Source organism: Flavobacterium nitratireducens (genome assembly GCF_029625335.1).
In the GTDB taxonomy this organism is placed as follows: domain Bacteria; phylum Bacteroidota; class Bacteroidia; order Flavobacteriales; family Flavobacteriaceae; genus Flavobacterium; species Flavobacterium nitratireducens.
In genome coordinates this window covers 560,492-579,199 of record NZ_CP121111.1, presented here as the reverse complement: position 1 = coordinate 579,199, position 18,708 = coordinate 560,492, and the positions used below count along the sequence as shown (strand labels likewise).

Genomic DNA, 18,708 nt, shown 5'->3' with positions numbered 1-18,708 from the left:
GTACACTTTTGTAATTCATTGATGCAAAAATACACTTATTTTTCAATTTGAACAGGCTTTTATGATTTATTTTAATATTTGATTTGTTTTTGTAACTATCTGAATAGTAAACAAATATGTTTTTAATTACAATTTGTTTTTCATCAAAATGCCTTTCAGTTTTACTTTTAAATCTTCCCCTGTGTTATAAACCATTTGTTCGTTGCTAGGAAAAGGAAGTAATTTTCTTGAAAAATAAGGATAGTACGACTCATCTGTAGCTCTTTTATCACCGTTGTAGGTTGAGTAATCATTTTTGAAAATAAATTCAGAAGCGATAGGGAACGAGTGTAAGAGTTGTTTGTTTTTAAAATCGAGATAATCCACATTTGCCATAATTTGGCACGCTTTAAATTGGTTGAACTCTTTAATTCGAATGACAATTGTTTTCAAATTATCTACTTTAATAGCCTTTCCTAAGCTATCTTTTACAATTCTACCATTTTTATCCAGCAGGTCTTTCACACCATCTTTAATTTGTTTTTCCTTAACGAATTCTTTTTCTTTGATTTGTTCTGGACTGATGTTTATTGTTCTAAAATCAACAACAATTTGGTAATCATATTTAACTTGTTTTTGAATCGTTTTATGATAAACGGTCCAAATGTCATTGAGACCTAAAGTGTTAAAATCTAATAAATCAGCTTGCAAATCCGAAGGGATAATCATATTCGTTTGATTGCGTAAAACCACTGATACATAGTGTTTTCCTTTACTTAAAGCCTCTTCCTGAAGTTGAAGTGTGTTTTGATAATTTGGGTTAATTTGGTTCAAATACACTAAATCATCATAGGCTTTTCTAATATCCATTTTGTTTGACGACTTTAGTAAAGCCAAACTATTCGCATATAAAAATTTAGACAAGGCATTTTTGCTGTCTACAATTTGTTTGTTGTAATTATCAAAAGTGAATTTTGCATTTCTACCTTCTTTAATTAATTGTAATGGAAGCAACGGTTTGATTTTTTCCTGACGATTATTTAGTTGCAAGTAAGTGTTGTAAATACGTTCCAAATTAGCCGTATTTTTATCTTGTTCTAATAAATTCAAGTTGTTTAAATCTCTTTCGGTCGCTTTTAAAAAAGCTTCTTCTAGGAGATATACATAATCCTGGTTTCCTTTCTTGTCTTTATTAGCACGCAAATTAGCAATGGCATTGTCTATAGCTTCATCATAATTCCCAGAGGTCAATAAATTTCTAGTTTGTTTAACGCCACAAGAAAAGAATTGTAAAAAAGTAAAAAGTAGGAGTAATATTTTTTTCATTTTCAAAAATTTAGAACAAATATATTTTTTTTAAAATTAAATTGTCCAAATACATGCCAATTTGATTCAAGATTGTATATAAAACAACAAAGCCGTCAAAATTTGTTTCATTTGACGGCTTTGCTGTTAGTTTTTTATTAATTTTTAATGTCCTCCACCTTCGGATTCCACGTGTGTTATTCCTTGTTTTTTTAGAATTTTAGGGCAATAAAAACCGTAAAATGCCAAATAAGCAAAACCTAAAAGCGGTATAATATATGAAAAGTGCGTCCAAGAAATTCCAAAAATTCCTTCTGGACTACTTAAGTCAAAATCACAAATTTTACCTTGAATTAATGGAATAACTCCTCCACCTAAAATCATCATAATTAAGAAAGAAGAAGCTTTTCCAGTATTTTTTCCTAAACCAGCAATGGCTAAGTCAAAAATAGAAGGCCACATAATGGACAAGAATAATCCACCAGATATAAAAAAGAATTTAGCAATCTCTTTATCCGGAAATACAAGTCCTAATAACATCATTGCTAAACCAGAGATTCCATATAACATAAGTGTTTTTCCGGCATTTTTACCTCCAAGAAAACTCATAAAAATGAACAATAATATCCAAATAGGGTAGATGTAAAAAGCAGAAACATCATGTTTTGCAAAAACATTAGCACCTATAATTACTCCGAAAGCGATAGTAGGAACAATGAATTTTAAAAGTAAATTTACCGTTTTAGAAGTGTTAAAAACATTCACTCCTCCGTTCCAACGACCAATCATTAAACTTCCCCAATACAACGCAATAAATGGAGGGATGGCTTCCTCTAAAATATTTCCAAATTCAGCTGTTTTTAATAGAGCTGGAAGATTACTAATGATAGAAACTTCAGTACCTACATAAATGAAAATAGCTAACATTCCCAAGTATAATTGTGGGTAATCAAGTATTGTGAAGTTTTTATGTCCGTGCTCAATAACAGCTTCTTCTTCCTTAACAGGATCTTCAATTTTAGAAAAAAGCATAAAAAGAGCCACAATTATAAAAGCGCATCCTAAGATGATAAATGGTAGTTTGATATCTTCTAGTGAAAGTGAAGTGTTTTTATTGTCTCCCATTCCAAATAATGCAATTCCTAACAAAATAGCACCAATTGTGGTTCCAAATGAGTTAACTCCTCCGGCTAATGTTAAACGATGAGCTCCAGTAACAGGACTTCCCATCTTGATTGCTAATGGGTTAGCAACAATTTGTTGAATTGAAAATCCTAAACCAACTGTGAAAAGGGCAGCTAAGAAAAATCCAAAACTTTCCATTGTGGCAGCTGGAACAAATAAGAAAGATCCAACAGCTGATAGTACTAATCCTCCTGATAATGTTTTTTTGTAACCAAATTTTTGCAATACATCTGATTTCAAAGAAATTAGAAAAAAGATAATAGAACCCACAAAATAAGCCGCATAAAATGCCCAGGCTACTAGTTGTGATTGAACTTGTGATAGGGTAAATACTTTTTTAAATACAGGTATCAAAATGTCGTTTGCAGATCCTACAAATCCCCAGAAGAAAAAAACGATTACAAGGGAGATGAATTGTCCCCATTTGGTTTGTAAATTTTCAGAATTCATAATTTTTTAGTTGTTTTTTAAAGGTGTGTTTTTTTTATATCGGGTAAAAGTATTTTTTAAAATTTGAAAAAAAAAATATTATGTAGTTAAAATCGGTTTTTTTGAACGATAAATACAGGTTATTGTTCAAAATGGAATATTTTTGTTAAATTTATCCATATCCGACCTCTTTTTTGATTTTAATAAGATTCAAAAATTACTGTTTTTACGGACTAATAAAACCTTTTAACTAAAAAAGTTTAAACAGCTAATTTTCTTAAAAATTTTTACAGTATGAAATATGTTATTTTGTCTTTGTTTACCTATGTCATGGTTCAAGCTCAAATCAAGAAAGAGGATTTGAATTTGATGCCTTGGCCACAATCTGTTTCATTGTCGAATGCTTCGTTTGTTTTAAACAAGAATTTCAGTATTAATTGTAAGGCTGAAGCCAATTCAAGAGTGTTTAAAGCGGCTACCCAATTTTTGAGAAATTTAGACGAAAGAACAGGTTTGTTTTTTAATCAAGGTTTTGTTACTTCAACAGATGCATTGCCTCAAGCGGATTTGCAAATCAATTGTAGTCGAACAGGTAAAATTGTTTTAAATGAAGACGAAAGCTATCATTTAAAAGTGACATCAACTAAGATTGAAATTACGGCAACTACCGATTTAGGTGCATTACATGCTTTAGCTACTTTGTCGCAACTACTTCACAATAATGGAACTCAATTTTATTTTCCTGGAGTTGAAATTGATGACAAACCCAGATTTGCTTGGCGTGGTTTGATGATTGATGCTTCCCGACATTTTCAGACCGTCGATGTGATTAAGCGCAATTTGGACGGGATGGCAGCCATGAAAATGAATGTTTTTCACTGGCATTTAGTAGATGATCAAGGCTGGAGAATTGAATTGAAAAACCTACCTAAATTGACAGCATTGGGTTCAGATGGGCAATATTACACTCAAGAGGAGATCAAAAATATTGTAAAATATGCCGATGAAAAAGGGATAATGGTGATTCCAGAAATCGATGTTCCCGGTCACGCTTCGGCTTTATTATCGGTTTTTCCAGAAATTGGAAGTCAAACCACTTCCAAATATGCAATTTCTAGAAAATCAGGAATTCACGATGCGGCTCTCGATCCAACGAATCCTAAAACCTATCAAATACTAGAAGCTATTTTTGACGAAGTTTGTCCGTTGTTTCCAAGTACTTATTTTCACATAGGTGGTGACGAAAATAATGGGAAGGAATGGAATGCTAATGCTAAAATTCAGGAATTTAAGAAAAAGAACAAACTGGAAACGAATCATGATTTGCAAACCTATTTCAATATGAAATTGGTTCCGATGCTCAAAAAGCATGGCAAACAATTGATGGGATGGGAGGAAATCATGACGCCAGAAATGTCTAAAGAAGCTATTATTCATGCTTGGCGCGGAGTCAATGAAGGTTTACAGCCGGGAGCTTCTCTTGCCGCTGCGGCCAAAAATGGTTATAAAACAGTGCTTTCAAATGGGTATTATATTGATTTGATGTTGTCTGTTGATTCCCATTATCTAAATGACCCAATGCCTAAAAATATGACTTTTACTGAGGAGGAACAAGCTCGAATTCTGGGTGGAGAGGCTACAATGTGGAGCGAACTGGTTACACCATTGACTATTGATTCCCGTATTTGGCCCAGAACAGCCGCAATTGCAGAGCGTTTATGGTCGAATGAAAATGTTAGGGATTTGGAAGATATGCGCCGAAGATTGCGTAAAATTTCTTTTTATTTAGAGAAAATAGGTTTGACACATATTCGAAACAAAGAAGTGATTTTGCGAAATATTTCTAATAACCAAGGCATTAAAGCGCTCAATGATTTTACCAATATCTGCGAACCTTATAAAATTTACAAACGCAATGGAGGCGGGAAGAAGTACTTTATGTATTCGCCTTTGACCTTGTTTGCTGATGCCTGTGCTGCCGATGCTCCAGATGCGTATGAGTTTAACAAAATGGTTAATCGATACCTAACAGACAAAGATGATTCATCAAAAACGGAGATTGTGTATTATTTAAATAAATGGATCAATATGGATGTCGAGCTGAATGTGTATAGTAAAAATGCACCTCTAATTCAACCGGTATTGCCTTTAGCCAAACAATTAAGTACAGTAGCAACGGAATTGGTTTCTAGCTGGGAGAAAAAGCAAAGTCCTGATAAAGCACTGTTGAAAACAGCTTTAGAACAAATCAATACTCGCAATAATGCCGATGTGGAACTGGCTATTTATAACAGTCTGATGAAATTATCGGAATTGTAATATTCAATCTCTTGAAAAAAAACTCGTTTATCTGATTGTGGATAAACGAGTTTTTTTTTGTTTGATGAGATAGTGATATTAATTGCTATTCATTTTGCTCATTTTGATGAGATTCCTCCTTCGTCGGAATGACAAACTGGGTGTTAATTTTTGTTTGAAAAAAGGAATGTTATTTACCTAATCTACTTCCGCAATCTTGTCATTCCGACGAAGGAGGAATCTCATTAAGTAATTCGACAAAGTTGCTCATAGTTGCGGGCACGGAAAAAATTTTGGGGCTAAAGGGGGTGAAATTTGTTAAGTATTTTAATATTTGAATGAATACCATATAATTGGTATTGCAACAAAAAAAAGAATATTGAAAATTATATCAATTGGTCTTTGTTTCATGTTTTTTTTAGTGGTTTTTTCTCCGGTTTTTATTTCAATCAAAAGATCAGGGAGTCTAGAGATCATAATCAATGCGGCAGCAATTACTAATAGAATATTGTAGAAATGATTAATTGCATAAAAATATCCTACTGTAAGAATAATTGAAAATATGAAAAACACAATTTCTGAATAAAGTGATTGTTTAATCATTTTGTTTACACCAGAACTTTTGGATGCTGGTAAACTCATAATAATATTTAGTGAGCGGAAAATAAAACTTAATAAATTAATTCCAACAAATGTTAGGATTATCAGAGCAATAACTGTTTTTAAAATAATTATCATGACAATAGTTTTTTTAGTTTTTCAAGATTTTTTTTAATCTTATGTTAATTTATGAAACTTACTTAATTATTTCATGTAAGATGTAAAGTATCTGTTGTAGAGTTGCTTATGTGTTTGTTATGACAAATCTTTTTTTACAATATCAAGAAATTGTTTTTGAATATTGTCAATTGCTTCGTGATAATTAATCCATTTAGTACGATATCTTACCAACCTTTTTTTAGAATCAGATTTCAGTTCTCCCACTAAATCTGCATTTAGAATATCAGCTTTGTGTTTAATCATAACTAAATTATTTTGTGCATCTTCTGTTCTTCCTTTGTAATTTTTGATAACTTCATAAAGTTTTGCTATGTAACTTTCTATGTGATAGTACGATGGGTGTTTTAATTTATAGTTTTCTATCCATTCTTTTCTGAAATTAACTTCTTTTTCAATATCTTCAAAAGTTTTCATTGTGATTTATGTTTAATAGTTTTAATCATTAAGCTTGTACAAGTAAATTTATTATAGATAATTTGAGCTATTTTGTATCAAATTAAATTGTTATGTATAATTTTAAAACTTTTCTGCGTTTTTCAAAAATAGTTTATATTCATACTAAAAGTTGAAAAATCTATTGATTAGTTTTCAACAAAAACCAGTTTTGAATTCCTTTTATAAGAATGCTAATAAGAAGCTTATTTTTTGTATTTTTGCGGCAAATTTTATAAAAGATATTCATGTTAACAGTAAATAATTTATCAGTTCAGTTTGGCAAGCGAATTTTATTCGACGAAGTAAATACTACATTCACTCACGGTAATATCTATGGTGTCATCGGTGCTAATGGTGCTGGAAAATCTACTTTTCTTAAAATAATATCTGGCGATATGGACCCAACTTCGGGACATGTGCAGCTAGAGCCAGGAAAACGTATGTCGGTTTTGAACCAAAACCACAATATGTTTGACGAACATACCGTTCTTGAAACGGTTATTATGGGGAACAAAGTTCTGTATGCCGTAAAGAAAGAAATGGACGAATTGTATCTGGATTATAATGATGCAAATGCAGACCGAATTGGAGAATTGCAAGTGCAATTTGAAGAAATGAACGGTTGGAATGCTGATTCGGATGCCGCTTCGTTATTGTCTAACTTAGGTATTGGCGAAGAGTACCATTATACCTTAATGTCGGATATGGAAGGAAAAATGAAAGTACGTGTGCTTTTGGCACAAGCGCTTTTTGGAAATCCTGATGTATTGATTATGGATGAGCCTACCAATGACTTGGATTTTGAAACCATCGCTTGGTTAGAGAATTTCTTAGCGAATTATGAAAATACAGTAATCGTAGTTTCTCACGACCGTCACTTCTTGGATGCGGTTTGTACGCATATTTCGGATATTGATTTTGGTAAAATCAATCACTATTCTGGAAACTATACATTTTGGTATGAGTCTAGTCAATTAGCAGCAAAACAAAGAGCACAACAAAACAAGAAAGCAGAAGAGAAGAAACAAGAATTGGAAGAATTTATTCGTCGTTTTTCTGCTAACGTGGCGAAATCTAAACAGGCGACTTCTCGTAAAAAAATGATTTCGAAACTGAATATTGCCGAAATCAAACCGTCAAGCCGTCGTTATCCTGCGATTATTTTTGACCAAGACCGTGAGGCTGGAGATCAAATTTTAAATGTAGAGAATTTAAGTGCTTCGATTGATGGAGAGCTTTTATTTAAAGATGTAGATTTGAATATGGCAAAAGGCGATAAAATCGTTTTATTTTCTAAAGATTCACGTGCTACAACTGCTTTTTACGAAATCTTAAATGGTAATCAAAAAGCCGATTCTGGAACTTTTGATTGGGGAGTAACTACAAATCAAGCCTATTTACCAGCTGAGAACCATGAATTCTTTAAAAACGATTTGACTTTAGTAGACTGGTTACGTCAATATGCAAAAACGGAAGAAGAGCGTGACGAAGTGTTTATTAGAGGATTTTTAGGGAAAATGATTTTCTCAGGAGAAGAAGCCTTAAAGAAAAGTAATGTATTATCAGGAGGAGAAAAAGTGCGTTGTATGATTTCAAGAATGATGATGGAGCGTGCCAATGTTTTAATGCTTGATGAACCAACAAACCACTTGGATTTGGAATCGATTACGGCTTTTAATAACTCATTGAAAAACTTCAAAGGTTCGGTTATTTTTACTACACATGACCACGAGTTTGCACAAACGGTAGGTAATAGAGTAGTGGAGTTGACTCCAAATGGAGTTATTGACCGTTATATGACTTTTGATGAGTATTTGGATGATGAAAAAATCCAAGAACAAAGAAAGAAAATGTATAATTTGTAATTGAGTTCTACACGAAATAACACCTCCCTAGCCCTCCTCAAGGAGGGAATTGTTACTAAGTAATCTGAGGCTTCCCCTCTTGAGAGGGGTTAGGGGTGTGTAAAGAATATTATTCAATAAAAAAGGCAGTTTCAAAATGATGAAACTGCCTTTTTTGTTTGGGTTTTATTGACTTATTTTCTAACTAATTGATAGTTTGTACCTTTAGTTGTTGGGAAAATAATTTGGTAACCTTTATCTGTTTTTTGAGAAGTGATGTAGGTGTTTTCTAATTTCAAAGGAACATTAGAAACCAGTATACATTCGGCACCGTTTAATGATTTTACAGCAACGGTTTGTAATTCTTGATTGTTCCAGTTCATGCTAATTTCAAAGCCACCTCTTGCCACAAGTCCTTTAACTTGACCTTCTTTCCAAGCTTTAGGTAGGGCTGGTAACAATTGAATATAACCATTGTAACTTTGTACTAACATTTCTGCCATACCAGCTGTTCCAGCAAAGTTTCCGTCAATTTGGAAAGGAGGATGTGCATCAAAAAAGTTAGGATAGGTTCCTCCAACTCCCGAATTACGAGCTAAAGGGTCTACATAGTTTAATAATTGTCTTATCAAATTATAGGCATGATCCCCGTCTTGTAAACGAGCCCACCAGTTAATTTTCCATCCTTTACTCCAACCTGTACCTTCGTCGCCACGTATTTCTAAGGTTTTTTTGGAGGTATCTAAAAATTTAGAATTTGATGGTGTAATTTCTCTACCTGGATACAATCCGAATAAGTGTGATACGTGTCGGTGATGAATATCGGTAAATGTAGAATTTTTTTAATATTTCCCCGAAGGTATAATTTTTACTGGGATTTTTTATAAATCAATTGTAACAAAACAGATATAATTGTTATAATTAACAATATTTAATGGTTATTTAAGGAAGCTGAAAAAAGAAAACTTTTGTGTAATATAATTATCATAAGAATTGATAGATTTGAATTTGTATATTTGCACAACCCAACATAACACTTTATTATGACTCAAAAAGTTTTGCTTAATTCCAAAGAAGTCGATATTATTTTGCATCGTTTAGCCTGTCAGCTAATTGAAAAACATCTCGATTTTAAGGATACTATTTTGATTGGAATTCAACCGAGAGGAACATTTTTAGCAGAACGTCTTAAAGAAGTATTAGAAAAAGAATATCAAACTCCTGAAATTCAATTAGGATACTTAGATATCACTTTTTTAGAGATGATTTCAGAAGAACCGAAAAGCCTCTTGAAGCCAACAAAACAAATATTAATTTTATAGTCGAAAATAAGAAAGTTATTTTTATCGACGATGTTTTGTACACTGGAAGAAGCATAAGAGCAGCATTAACAGCGGTGCAGTCATTTGGTCGTCCATCAGAAATTGAATTATTGGTTTTAATTGATAGACGTTTTAGTCGAAATTTACCTATCCAACCTGATTATCGAGGAAGGCAGGTAGATGCTATTAATAATGAAAAGGTAAAGGTAAGTTGGAAAGAAAATGATGGAGAAGATGCCGTTTATGTAGTAACTAATTAACTCTGTCTTATTTAAAATTCCATCTGTAATAAAATAATAATCGTAGAAAAAAATGAAAGAATTAAGCGTAAATCATTTATTAGGTATCAAATACATTAACAAAAATGATATAGACCTTATATTTGAAACAGCCGATCATTTTAAAGAAGTCATTAATCGTCCAATTAAGAAAGTGCCTTCGTTACGAGATATTACCATTGCCAATATATTTTTTGAAAATAGTACCCGAACCAAACTTTCTTTCGAATTAGCTCAAAAACGACTTTCAGCAGATGTAATTAGTTTTTCGGCAGCTCAGTCTTCTGTAAAAAAAGGAGAAACGCTTATAGATACTGTAAATAATATCCTTTCGATGAAGGTAGATATGGTAGTTATGCGTCATGCTAATCCTGGAGCAGCACACTTTTTATCCCAAAATGTAAAAGCAAGTATTGTAAATGCTGGAGATGGAGCCCATGAACATCCTACACAAGCCTTATTAGATAGTTATTCGATTAGAGAAAAATTAGGAGATGTAGCAGGCAAAAAAGTAGTGATTGTAGGTGATATTTTGCACTCCAGAGTTGCTTTGTCTAATATTTATGCATTACAAATGCAGGGAGCCGAAGTAAAAGTTTGCGGACCTAAAACTTTAATTCCTAAATATATTGAATCATTAGGTGTAAAAGTAGAATCAAACTTAAGAAACGCTTTAGAGTGGTGTGATGTAGCAAATATGCTTCGTGTTCAAAACGAAAGAATGGATGTGAATTATTTTCCGTCAACTCGTGAATATGCACAACAATATGGTGTTGACAAAACTTTATTAGAATCATTGAATAAAGAAATTGTGATTATGCACCCTGGACCAATTAACAGAGGGGTCGAAATCACATCTGAAGTAGCTGATTCAGGACAATCAGTTATTTTAAATCAAGTGGAAAATGGAGTAGCCATTAGAATGGCAGTTATTTATCTTTTGGCTTCAAAAATTCAATAAATTAAAAAAAACAAAGTAACTTTAGAAGTTGTTTTTGATTAATATTTATTTTTAAAATATTGATTATAAGTATTTTAATATAAAATTTTGTTAAACAAAAACAAGCAAGATAAATTTAGTCCGACCAACCATTAATTTAACAGCTATGAAAGTAGATCAAAAAGAACATACAATAACTATCAAGGATACTCAGGGCGATTTTGATTCATTCTTAACAAAGGTTAGTAGTCAATATAAAAGTTTTGAAAATCACAATATAATCATTGATTTATTAAGTTATAAGGAAGAAATAGCCGTAAGTAACTTAAAATTGTTTTTACCTTTATCAAAACAACATAAAAAATCAAAAAAATCATTTGTTATTGTTGTTGCTGATTCTGATTATAATGCATTACCAGAAAAATTAACCGTTGTTCCTTCCTTGTTAGAAGCTCATGATATTATTGAAATGGAAGAAATAGAGCGTGACTTAGGTTTTTAAATAGTTTAATTGTTTATTCGTTAAAAGTTTAATCGAATGATTTTCTATTTTACGATTAAACAAATATAACCAGTTAACTAAATACACTTTGAAATTAACAATACTTGGCTGTTATGCAGCAACCCCTCGTACTTTTACTAATCCAACGGCGCAGGTTTTAGAAATCAAAAACCGTTTATTTCTTATCGATTGTGGTGAGGGAACTCAAGTACAACTTCGCAAAAACAAAATTAAATTTTCTAAAATTAACCATGTTTTTATTTCGCATTTGCATGGTGATCATTTTTTTGGATTAATTGGTTTAATTTCTACCTTTTCGTTGCTCAACCGAAACAATGATTTGCATATTTATGGTCCAAAAGGAATTAAGGAAATCATCAAGCTTCAATTACGTCTCTCTAATTCCTGGCCTAACTTCAATTTGCATTTTAACGAATTAGAAAATACCAATAGCGAAATTATTTTTGAAGACGAAAAAGTGTCTGTGAAAACCATTCCCTTGCAACACCGCATTTATACTAATGGTTTTTTATTTCAAGAAAAGCTTGACGAACGAAAATTAAATATTGAAGCTGTTGAACATTATCAAATCGAAAAGTGTTATTATCAGAACATTAAGAATGGTAAAGATATTCTATTGGATGACGGGAGGCTTATTGCCAATACGGAATTGACTTTCGATCCCCTAAAACCTAAAAGCTATGCTTTTTGTTCGGATAGTTGTTATTTTGAACCAATTATTCCTATTATCAGTAATGTTGATGTTTTGTATCATGAAGCTACTTTTTTACAATCAGAAGAAAATTTAGCTTCCAAAACCATGCATTCAACAGCCATTGAAGCGGCAACTATTGCAGCAAAAGCCCAAGTTAGTCAACTCATTTTAGGGCATTATTCAACTCGATACGATTCGATAGATTTATTTAAAGAAGAAGCCGAAACTGTTTTTCCAAATGTTTTATTAGCAGAAGATGGCAAAACTTTTGATTTATAACATGAATATTATTAATTAAACACATAAACATGGAAGATTTAAGTAATTACAGAAGATCATATGAAAAAAGTGAATTATTAGAATCTAATGTTCCTGAGGATCCTATTAATCTTTTTCATCGTTGGTTCCATGAGGTAGAAGATTTTGGCGGTTCAGAAGAAGTGAATGCCATGACTGTTTCCACAATGGGTATTGATAGATTTCCAAAAGCTCGAGTGGTACTTCTAAAAAAATACAACGAAGAAGGTTTTATTTTTTACACCAATTATCATTCGGAGAAGGGGAGAGCTATCGCAAATAATCCAAATGTTTGTCTCTCTTTTTTTTGGCATACTGCCGAACGTCAAGTCATTATTAAAGGAATAGCTGAAAAAGTTGCTGAAACAGTTTCGGATAATTATTTCGATTCCAGACCTGATGGCAGTAAGTTAGGTGCTGTTGTTTCTAATCAAAGTGAGGTTATTCCATCGCGTGAATTTTTAGAAGAAAATTTAAAATCCTTAGAACGCAATTTCGAAAATAAATCTATTCCTCGTCCTAGTCATTGGGGAGGTTATTTAGTGCGTCCAGTTCAAGTTGAATTTTGGCAAGGAAGAGCCAATCGTTTGCACGATAGAATTCGTTATTCGCTTCAAGAAGATTACACTTGGAAGAGAGAACGCTTAGCTCCTTGATGTAAGTTTTTACATATTTATAAATCAAAAAGATGTATTTCGTCGATTTTTTTTGTAGTTTAACGATAAAACGTTGTATGTTTGAATCAGAAATAAGAACAACAACTAATCATTTAAAGAGTTTGCACCACAATCTACTTTAAACTTAAACTACTAGCTTATGAAAAGAAATTTAAACACGTTAATAATATTTTTTGCAGTATTATTTACAATGAATTCATGTTCATCAGACACAACAGTAGAAACTGCTGATTCAACAACATCGTTGCTAGTAGAAAATTATACTTATTCTGAATTAGAATTAGAAACATTAGATTTAATCAATAAGCATAGAGTAAGTGTTGGATTGAAAGCTTTGGAAAAAATCAATCATATTTCATCAAAATCAGAAGAACATGATTTTTACATGATTGAAAAGAAAGCGGCTAGTCATGACGGTTTTGTGGAAAGAGCAAATAATATTAAAAAAGTATTAGGAGCAAAATCAGTAGGAGAGAATATTGCTTATAATTATAAAAGTGCATTAGCGGCAGTAACAGCTTGGTTAAATAGTCCAACGCACAAAGAAAATATAGAAGGTGATTTTACTCATTTTGGAATTGCAATACGAGAAGACATCACAACAGGAAAAAAATACTACACAAACATTTTTGTGAAAATATAAAGTAAGGTTGGAATTGGTTTTTAATTAAGTACGATATTTTGCCCCAAATCTATCAACTTAATATAAAAAAAAGAGTTTATAATCCCCCAATTATAAACTCTTTTTTTATTTTATGTGTTATTCAGCTTTCTCCAAAAATTAGATTTTTAGAATAATCTATTCATCAATTTTTAGGAATTACTAAACTGCAAATTGCTTAGGTTTTTATAGATACCGTTTTCTAAAGTAATCAGTTCTTGATGAGTTCCTTGTTCGCTAATTACCCCATTATCAATAACTAATATTTGGTCAGCTGAACGAATAGTTGAAAGTCGGTGCGCAATAATAATACTCGTTCTTCCTTCCATTAAAACCTCTAATGCTTCCTGAACTAACTTTTCACTTTCACTATCTAATGAAGATGTAGCTTCATCTAAAATTAGGATACTTGGGTTTTTCAATAACGCACGAGCAATTGCAATTCGCTGTCTTTGACCACCTGAAAGTTTAATTCCTCGTTCTCCAACAATGGTTTCCATTTTTTCAGGAAAACTTTCTATGAAACTCAAAGCGTTTGCTTGTTTTGCTGCCAAAGTGATTTCTTCATCGGTAGCATTAGGTTTTCCGTAAGCTATGTTTTCTTTAATAGTTCCTCCAAATAAAATTACATCTTGAGGAACAATACTCATGTTACCACGTAAATTTTCTAAATCGTAATCATAAATATTTTTATTATCTATCATTATTGAGCCTTTATCAATATCGTAAAAACGCAATAACAAGGAAGCAATCGTTGATTTTCCAACTCCGCTTGGTCCTACAATGGCGATTTTTTGACCATAGTTAGCTGTGAAGTTTACATCTTTCAATACTTGAATTTCTTTTCGAGATGGATAACTGAAAGCAACGTTTTCAAATGTTACATTTCCTTTAATTTTTTCGATGTTAGGGATATGTGCTTCCGCATTGATTTTCTCTGGAGTTTCATCTAATAATTCAAAAACACGTTCGGTAGCGCCAATTGCTTTTTGAACCTGAGCGTACAGTTCGGCAATTCCACCTGAAGAGGCTCCAACATAGCTAGAATATAAGATAAAAGTAAATAATTCTCCAACGGTGATTTCACCAGCAATACTCAACTGAACACCGTACCAAACTACCGCTACGATGGTTCCAAACAAACAAATAATAATGAAAGAAGCAAAATAACCTCTTAATTGACCACCCTTAATAGCTACTTTTACAACTTCTTTGATCTTACTTTTGTATCGAGCAATTTCGTACCATTCATTAGCAAAAGCTTTTACAATGCTAATTCCCTGCATCGTTTCTTCGACTACAACTTGACTTTCAGCAACCTGATCTTGTACTTTTTTGGAGTATTTTCGAATAAAACGCCCAAAAAGTACCGCAGCAACTCCTACCAAAGGAACAATAGAAACCATCATTATTGTTAATTTGATATTGATGCTTGCCAACATTACAAAACTTCCGATGATTAAGATAAACTGACGAAGAAATTCGGCTATGGTGGTGGTTAAAGTGTCTTGAATTTGTGTAATGTCATTACTAATTCTGCTGTTTAGTTCTCCTACACGTTTTTGAGAGAAAAACGTCATTGGTAATTTTACCAAGTTGGTGTATAATGCCAAACGCACATTGGCCAAAGTGTTTTCGGTAAAATTGACAAACAATGACAATCTGAAAAATGAAAAAACCGATTGTAGAATTAAAACCAATCCTAATCCTAAAGCTATTTGGTTAGCTAATCCTGCGTCTTTTTTATTGACACAATCAACTAACATACCCATGAATTTAGGAAAAGCTAAGGCTGTTACACTGGTTAGTAATAAAAAAAGCAAACCAACATAAAATTTCCAACTATTGTTGCCTGCGTATTTAAAGATAATTTTTGTTTTACTTAGTGAGCTTGCAGTTATTTTTGATTTGGGTAAATCGTTTTCTTTATATCTTCCCATCTGTATATTTAAATTAGAATACAAATGTACTACTATACGAGAGTGTTTACAAAAAAAAGTGAAGCCTGAAAAATTGCTAATGCGTTGTTTTTGAATACTCCACAAAATGCACTGAAATTTTTATTGATTTATTTTGATTTTTTGCTTGCAAATATAAAATCTAGCTGTATATTTGCACTCGCAATCAGCAATGATAGCACAACAAAACAGGGCGATTAGCTCAGCTGGTTCAGAGCACCTCGTTTACACCGAGGGGGTCGGGGGTTCGAACCCCTCATCGCCCACCAAGAATAAGCCGTCTCAATACTAAATTTGAGGCGGTTTTTTATTTGTCCCTTCTTTTTAAGGAATAACTAAATATTATAATGAGGGAAGTTTGATTTTTGATTATGCTACTAATTTCTTTCTAAGATTGTGTGCTAAAGCCATTAATCCGAACTCTAATTCTACTTTTTCAAGACCTTTTAATGAAAATCGTCTAAATCCATGATTGTGCTTGAGTTGTGCAAATACAGGCTCCACATCGGCAGTGCGTTGTTTTCGTTTTTGGATTCCTTTTGCACTAAGCAGTAGTTCTCTAATTTTTTCTTTATGTCTTTCTAGGTTATGGTTTCTTTCAATACTTCGATTGCCTTTTCCTTTAAAACATTGCCCTCGTAATGGACAACCTTCGCAATTTTGAGCTTGGTAATGTGATAGGTTTTGGGTATAGCCAGCTTCTGTTATTCGTTTACTTTGATGTGTTTTTGTCATTTTTTGTCCCATTGGACACACATAAAAATCTTCTTCCGAGTTATAGTAAAGGTTTTCTTTGCTAAAGGGATGTTTTTTTCTTTGATGATTTTTATCTTGCTCTTTATCAAAAGTGTTATATTTCACATAGGCTGTGAGGTTTTCTTGTTCTAGATAATCATAGTTTTGTTCGCTTCCGTAACCTGCATCAGCAGTGATTTCTTCTAAGTTTTGAAAAACTTTTTCTCCAAAGATCTCTTTTAAATTTTCTAAATGAGGTTTTAAGGTTTTAGTATCGGTTGGATTTTGATGAATCGTATAGTTGACAATGATTTGATTTTCGGTCGAAATTTGAGCATTGTAGGCTGGTTTCAATTGACCATTTAACATATGATCCTCTTTCATTCGCATGAAAGTCGCATCGGTATCGGTCTTACTATAAGAGTTTCTTTCTCCTAAAATCTTTTCTTGTTCATTGTATTTTTCTAGGTTTTTGCTGAAGTTTTGCTTAATGTAGCGCAGTTTAGCTTTTGCTTTAGAACTTGCTTTTTCATTACCGGAGAGTTTGGCATCGATTTGAGCTACTGTTTTTTCGATGACTTCTTGGCTAATTTCCTTGAACTGGGGTGGCTCAGGATTAGTACCATCATCGTTAGATACACTTTGGGCTTATTTCCAGAGTTCTTCCAATTGGGTAAGCATTTTGGCTTTATTGGTTTTAATACTTTTTCCCCAAACAAAACTGTATTTGTTGGCTTGCGCTTCTATTTTAGTACCATCGGTATTGATTTGCTTTAAAGAAATTAAACCTTCACTAGCTAACATTAAAACAACTTGCTTGAAAATTTCTTTAAAAGAATCTTTGAGTTTATTGGTTCTAAATCGACTAATGGTATTGTGGTCCACCACTGTCATACCAGTAAGCCACATAAAATTTATATTTTCTCTTATGGCCAATTCAATCTTTCGAGAAGAATAAACATTGTTCATGTAGGCATACAACATGACTTTAAGTAACATTTTGGGATGATACGCTGGGTTACCTTCTTCGCTGTAGGCTTTGAGTAGGGGTTTGATATTGATTCTACAACCTGATTTACAATACGAACAGGATGCTGGGCTACAATAAATTCATCAAATGAATAAGGTAAAAGGGTGGTTTGATTTTGATTGTAATGTTTAAATTTCATCTTCAGAGGACTTAAAATCAACACTTAAATATAAGCTAAATCCTGTTGTAAAACAAAAAAAAAAAAACTGCCTCAAGTTGTGAGACAGCTTCTTTTTGTTGCTTTACTTTTAACTTTCTATTAGTATTTTATTGTGTTGATCCCTTTTTTACAAAGCTTATTTTTGTGGCTTCAAATTAGGAGTAAATTTCATGGCAACAAAAACACTTTCGCAAATTAAAATTTCAGTTCTTGACTTAGCAATTGTAAGAGATGGAGGGAATCCAGCGGATACTTTCAAGAACAGTTTAGATTTAGCACAAAATGCAGAGAAGTGGGGTTATAACCGATTCTGGTTAGCTGAACATCATAATATGCAAGGGGTTGCCAGTAGTGCTACGGTTGTTCTTATTGGGCATATTGCTGCAGGAACATCTACTTTAAGAGTAGGTTCAGGAGGAATTATGCTTCCTAATCATGCTCCTTTGGTTGTTGCAGAGCAATTTGGAACCTTGGCTACGTTATTTCCTAATCGAATCGATTTAGGATTAGGAAGAGCGCCAGGAACCGATCAATTTACGGCTGCGGCTTTAAAAAGAGATGAGCATGCGGCAATGGAATTTCCAGCTAATGTTCAGGAATTACAAATGTATCTCTCTGAAGGTAATAAAAATGGTCGCGTACGTGCCATTCCTGGTGAAGGATTAGATATTCCTATTTGGATTCTGGGTTCCAGTACCGATAGTGCTTACTTAGCAGCTTCAATGGGATTACCTTATGCTTTTGCTAGTCATTTTGCACCTGCACAATTGTATAAAGCTTTGACTATTTATCGCAATAATTTCAAACCATCTGAATATTTAAAAGAACCCTATACAATTGCTTGTGTTAATGTAATTGCTGCCGATACGGATTATGAAGCCCAAAGGTTAGCTACTTCATTTAAAAGATTATTTTGGGGTATTATTACAGGAAAAAGAGAGCAATTGAAAGCACCTGTAAAACCTGAAGATGATTTTAGAGATCCTATGGAAGAGGCTGCTTTACAGCAAATGACTCAATATACATTTATTGGTAGTCCTGAAAAAATAGAAAAGGAATTAAATCAGTTTATTGAATTTACACAAATTGATGAGTTAATGGTTGCTTCTGCCGTTTACGAACATGATGCTCGAATCCATTCTTATGAAATTCTAGGTGAATTAAATAGAAAGAGCTGA

Annotated in this window: 14 protein-coding genes, 1 tRNA gene and 2 pseudogenes; 10 read left to right on the top strand and 7 right to left on the bottom strand. The window is 32.7% G+C overall.

Annotated elements, in window-relative coordinates; translation table 11 throughout:
• Positions 1–126: 126 nt before the first annotated feature.
• Positions 127–1,305 carry a hypothetical protein gene (locus P5P90_RS02680; RefSeq protein ID WP_278035687.1) on the bottom strand — a complete coding sequence of 393 codons (1,179 nt, stop codon included), beginning with the start codon at positions 1,303–1,305 and terminating at the stop codon, positions 127–129.
• Positions 1,306–1,449: 144 nt separating this feature from the next.
• Positions 1,450–2,919, bottom strand: coding sequence for an MFS transporter (locus tag P5P90_RS02675; RefSeq protein WP_278035686.1), 1,470 nt, complete (start codon positions 2,917–2,919; stop codon positions 1,450–1,452).
• A gap of 273 nt (positions 2,920–3,192) precedes the next feature.
• Between P5P90_RS02675 and P5P90_RS02670 the strand changes: the two genes are divergently transcribed.
• Positions 3,193–5,217, top strand: a complete 2,025-nt coding sequence (locus P5P90_RS02670; RefSeq protein ID WP_278035685.1) for a beta-N-acetylhexosaminidase — start codon at positions 3,193–3,195, stop codon at positions 5,215–5,217.
• A gap of 306 nt (positions 5,218–5,523) precedes the next feature.
• On the opposite strand, the gene P5P90_RS02665 is transcribed toward P5P90_RS02670, so the two are convergent.
• Positions 5,524–5,934 carry a hypothetical protein gene (locus P5P90_RS02665; RefSeq protein WP_278035684.1) on the bottom strand — a complete coding sequence of 137 codons (411 nt, stop codon included), beginning with the start codon at positions 5,932–5,934 and terminating at the stop codon, positions 5,524–5,526.
• Positions 5,935–6,051: 117 nt separating this feature from the next.
• Positions 6,052–6,390, bottom strand: coding sequence for a hypothetical protein (locus P5P90_RS02660; RefSeq protein WP_278035683.1), 339 nt, complete (start codon positions 6,388–6,390; stop codon positions 6,052–6,054).
• 266 nt (positions 6,391–6,656) lie between these two features.
• Between P5P90_RS02660 and P5P90_RS02655 the strand changes: the two genes are divergently transcribed.
• Positions 6,657–8,276, top strand: coding sequence for an ABC-F family ATP-binding cassette domain-containing protein (locus tag P5P90_RS02655; protein ID WP_278035682.1), 1,620 nt, complete (start codon positions 6,657–6,659; stop codon positions 8,274–8,276).
• Positions 8,277–8,449: 173 nt separating this feature from the next.
• Here P5P90_RS02655 and P5P90_RS02650 read toward each other — a convergent pair whose 3' ends face one another.
• A complete protein-coding gene (locus tag P5P90_RS02650; RefSeq protein WP_422851733.1) occupies positions 8,450–9,076 on the bottom strand; it encodes a glycosyl hydrolase family 95 catalytic domain-containing protein in 627 nt (208 codons plus the stop codon).
• Between the two features lie 222 nt (positions 9,077–9,298).
• On the opposite strand from P5P90_RS02650, the pseudogene pyrR reads away from it, so the two are divergent.
• The 6 genes and pseudogenes from pyrR (at position 9,299) to P5P90_RS02620 (ending at position 13,629) form a co-directional block, all read left to right on the top strand.
• Positions 9,299–9,837 (top strand): annotated as a pseudogene (gene pyrR, locus P5P90_RS02645) (bifunctional pyr operon transcriptional regulator/uracil phosphoribosyltransferase PyrR).
• 52 nt (positions 9,838–9,889) lie between these two features.
• Positions 9,890–10,816 carry an aspartate carbamoyltransferase catalytic subunit gene (locus tag P5P90_RS02640; RefSeq protein WP_278035680.1) on the top strand — a complete coding sequence of 309 codons (927 nt, stop codon included), beginning with the start codon at positions 9,890–9,892 and terminating at the stop codon, positions 10,814–10,816.
• A gap of 145 nt (positions 10,817–10,961) precedes the next feature.
• Positions 10,962–11,297, top strand: a complete 336-nt coding sequence (locus P5P90_RS02635) for a ribonuclease Z (protein ID WP_278035679.1) — start codon at positions 10,962–10,964, stop codon at positions 11,295–11,297.
• A gap of 88 nt (positions 11,298–11,385) precedes the next feature.
• Positions 11,386–12,291, top strand: coding sequence for a ribonuclease Z (locus P5P90_RS02630; RefSeq protein WP_278035678.1), 906 nt, complete (start codon positions 11,386–11,388; stop codon positions 12,289–12,291).
• A gap of 29 nt (positions 12,292–12,320) precedes the next feature.
• On the top strand, positions 12,321–12,965 hold the full coding sequence (gene pdxH, locus P5P90_RS02625) for a pyridoxamine 5'-phosphate oxidase (RefSeq protein WP_278035677.1): 645 nt from the start codon (positions 12,321–12,323) through the stop codon (positions 12,963–12,965).
• 160 nt (positions 12,966–13,125) lie between these two features.
• The gene (locus tag P5P90_RS02620; protein WP_278035676.1) at positions 13,126–13,629 is read left to right on the top strand and encodes a CAP domain-containing protein; all 504 of its coding nucleotides are present in this window, start codon (positions 13,126–13,128) and stop codon (positions 13,627–13,629) included.
• A gap of 170 nt (positions 13,630–13,799) precedes the next feature.
• Here the strand turns inward: P5P90_RS02620 and P5P90_RS02615 are convergent, their stop codons facing one another.
• The gene (locus P5P90_RS02615; protein ID WP_278035675.1) at positions 13,800–15,587 is read right to left on the bottom strand and encodes an ABC transporter ATP-binding protein; all 1,788 of its coding nucleotides are present in this window, start codon (positions 15,585–15,587) and stop codon (positions 13,800–13,802) included.
• Positions 15,588–15,796: 209 nt separating this feature from the next.
• Between P5P90_RS02615 and P5P90_RS02610 the strand changes: the two genes are divergently transcribed.
• Positions 15,797–15,874, top strand: a tRNA-Val gene (locus tag P5P90_RS02610).
• Positions 15,875–15,974: 100 nt separating this feature from the next.
• On the opposite strand, the pseudogene P5P90_RS02605 reads toward P5P90_RS02610, so the two are convergent.
• Positions 15,975–17,509: pseudogene (locus tag P5P90_RS02605) on the bottom strand (IS1182 family transposase).
• Positions 17,510–17,700: 191 nt separating this feature from the next.
• Between P5P90_RS02605 and P5P90_RS02600 the strand changes: the two are divergent.
• Positions 17,701–18,708: an LLM class flavin-dependent oxidoreductase gene (locus P5P90_RS02600; RefSeq protein ID WP_278035674.1), complete on the top strand. Its 1,008-nt coding sequence runs from the start codon at positions 17,701–17,703 to the stop codon at positions 18,706–18,708.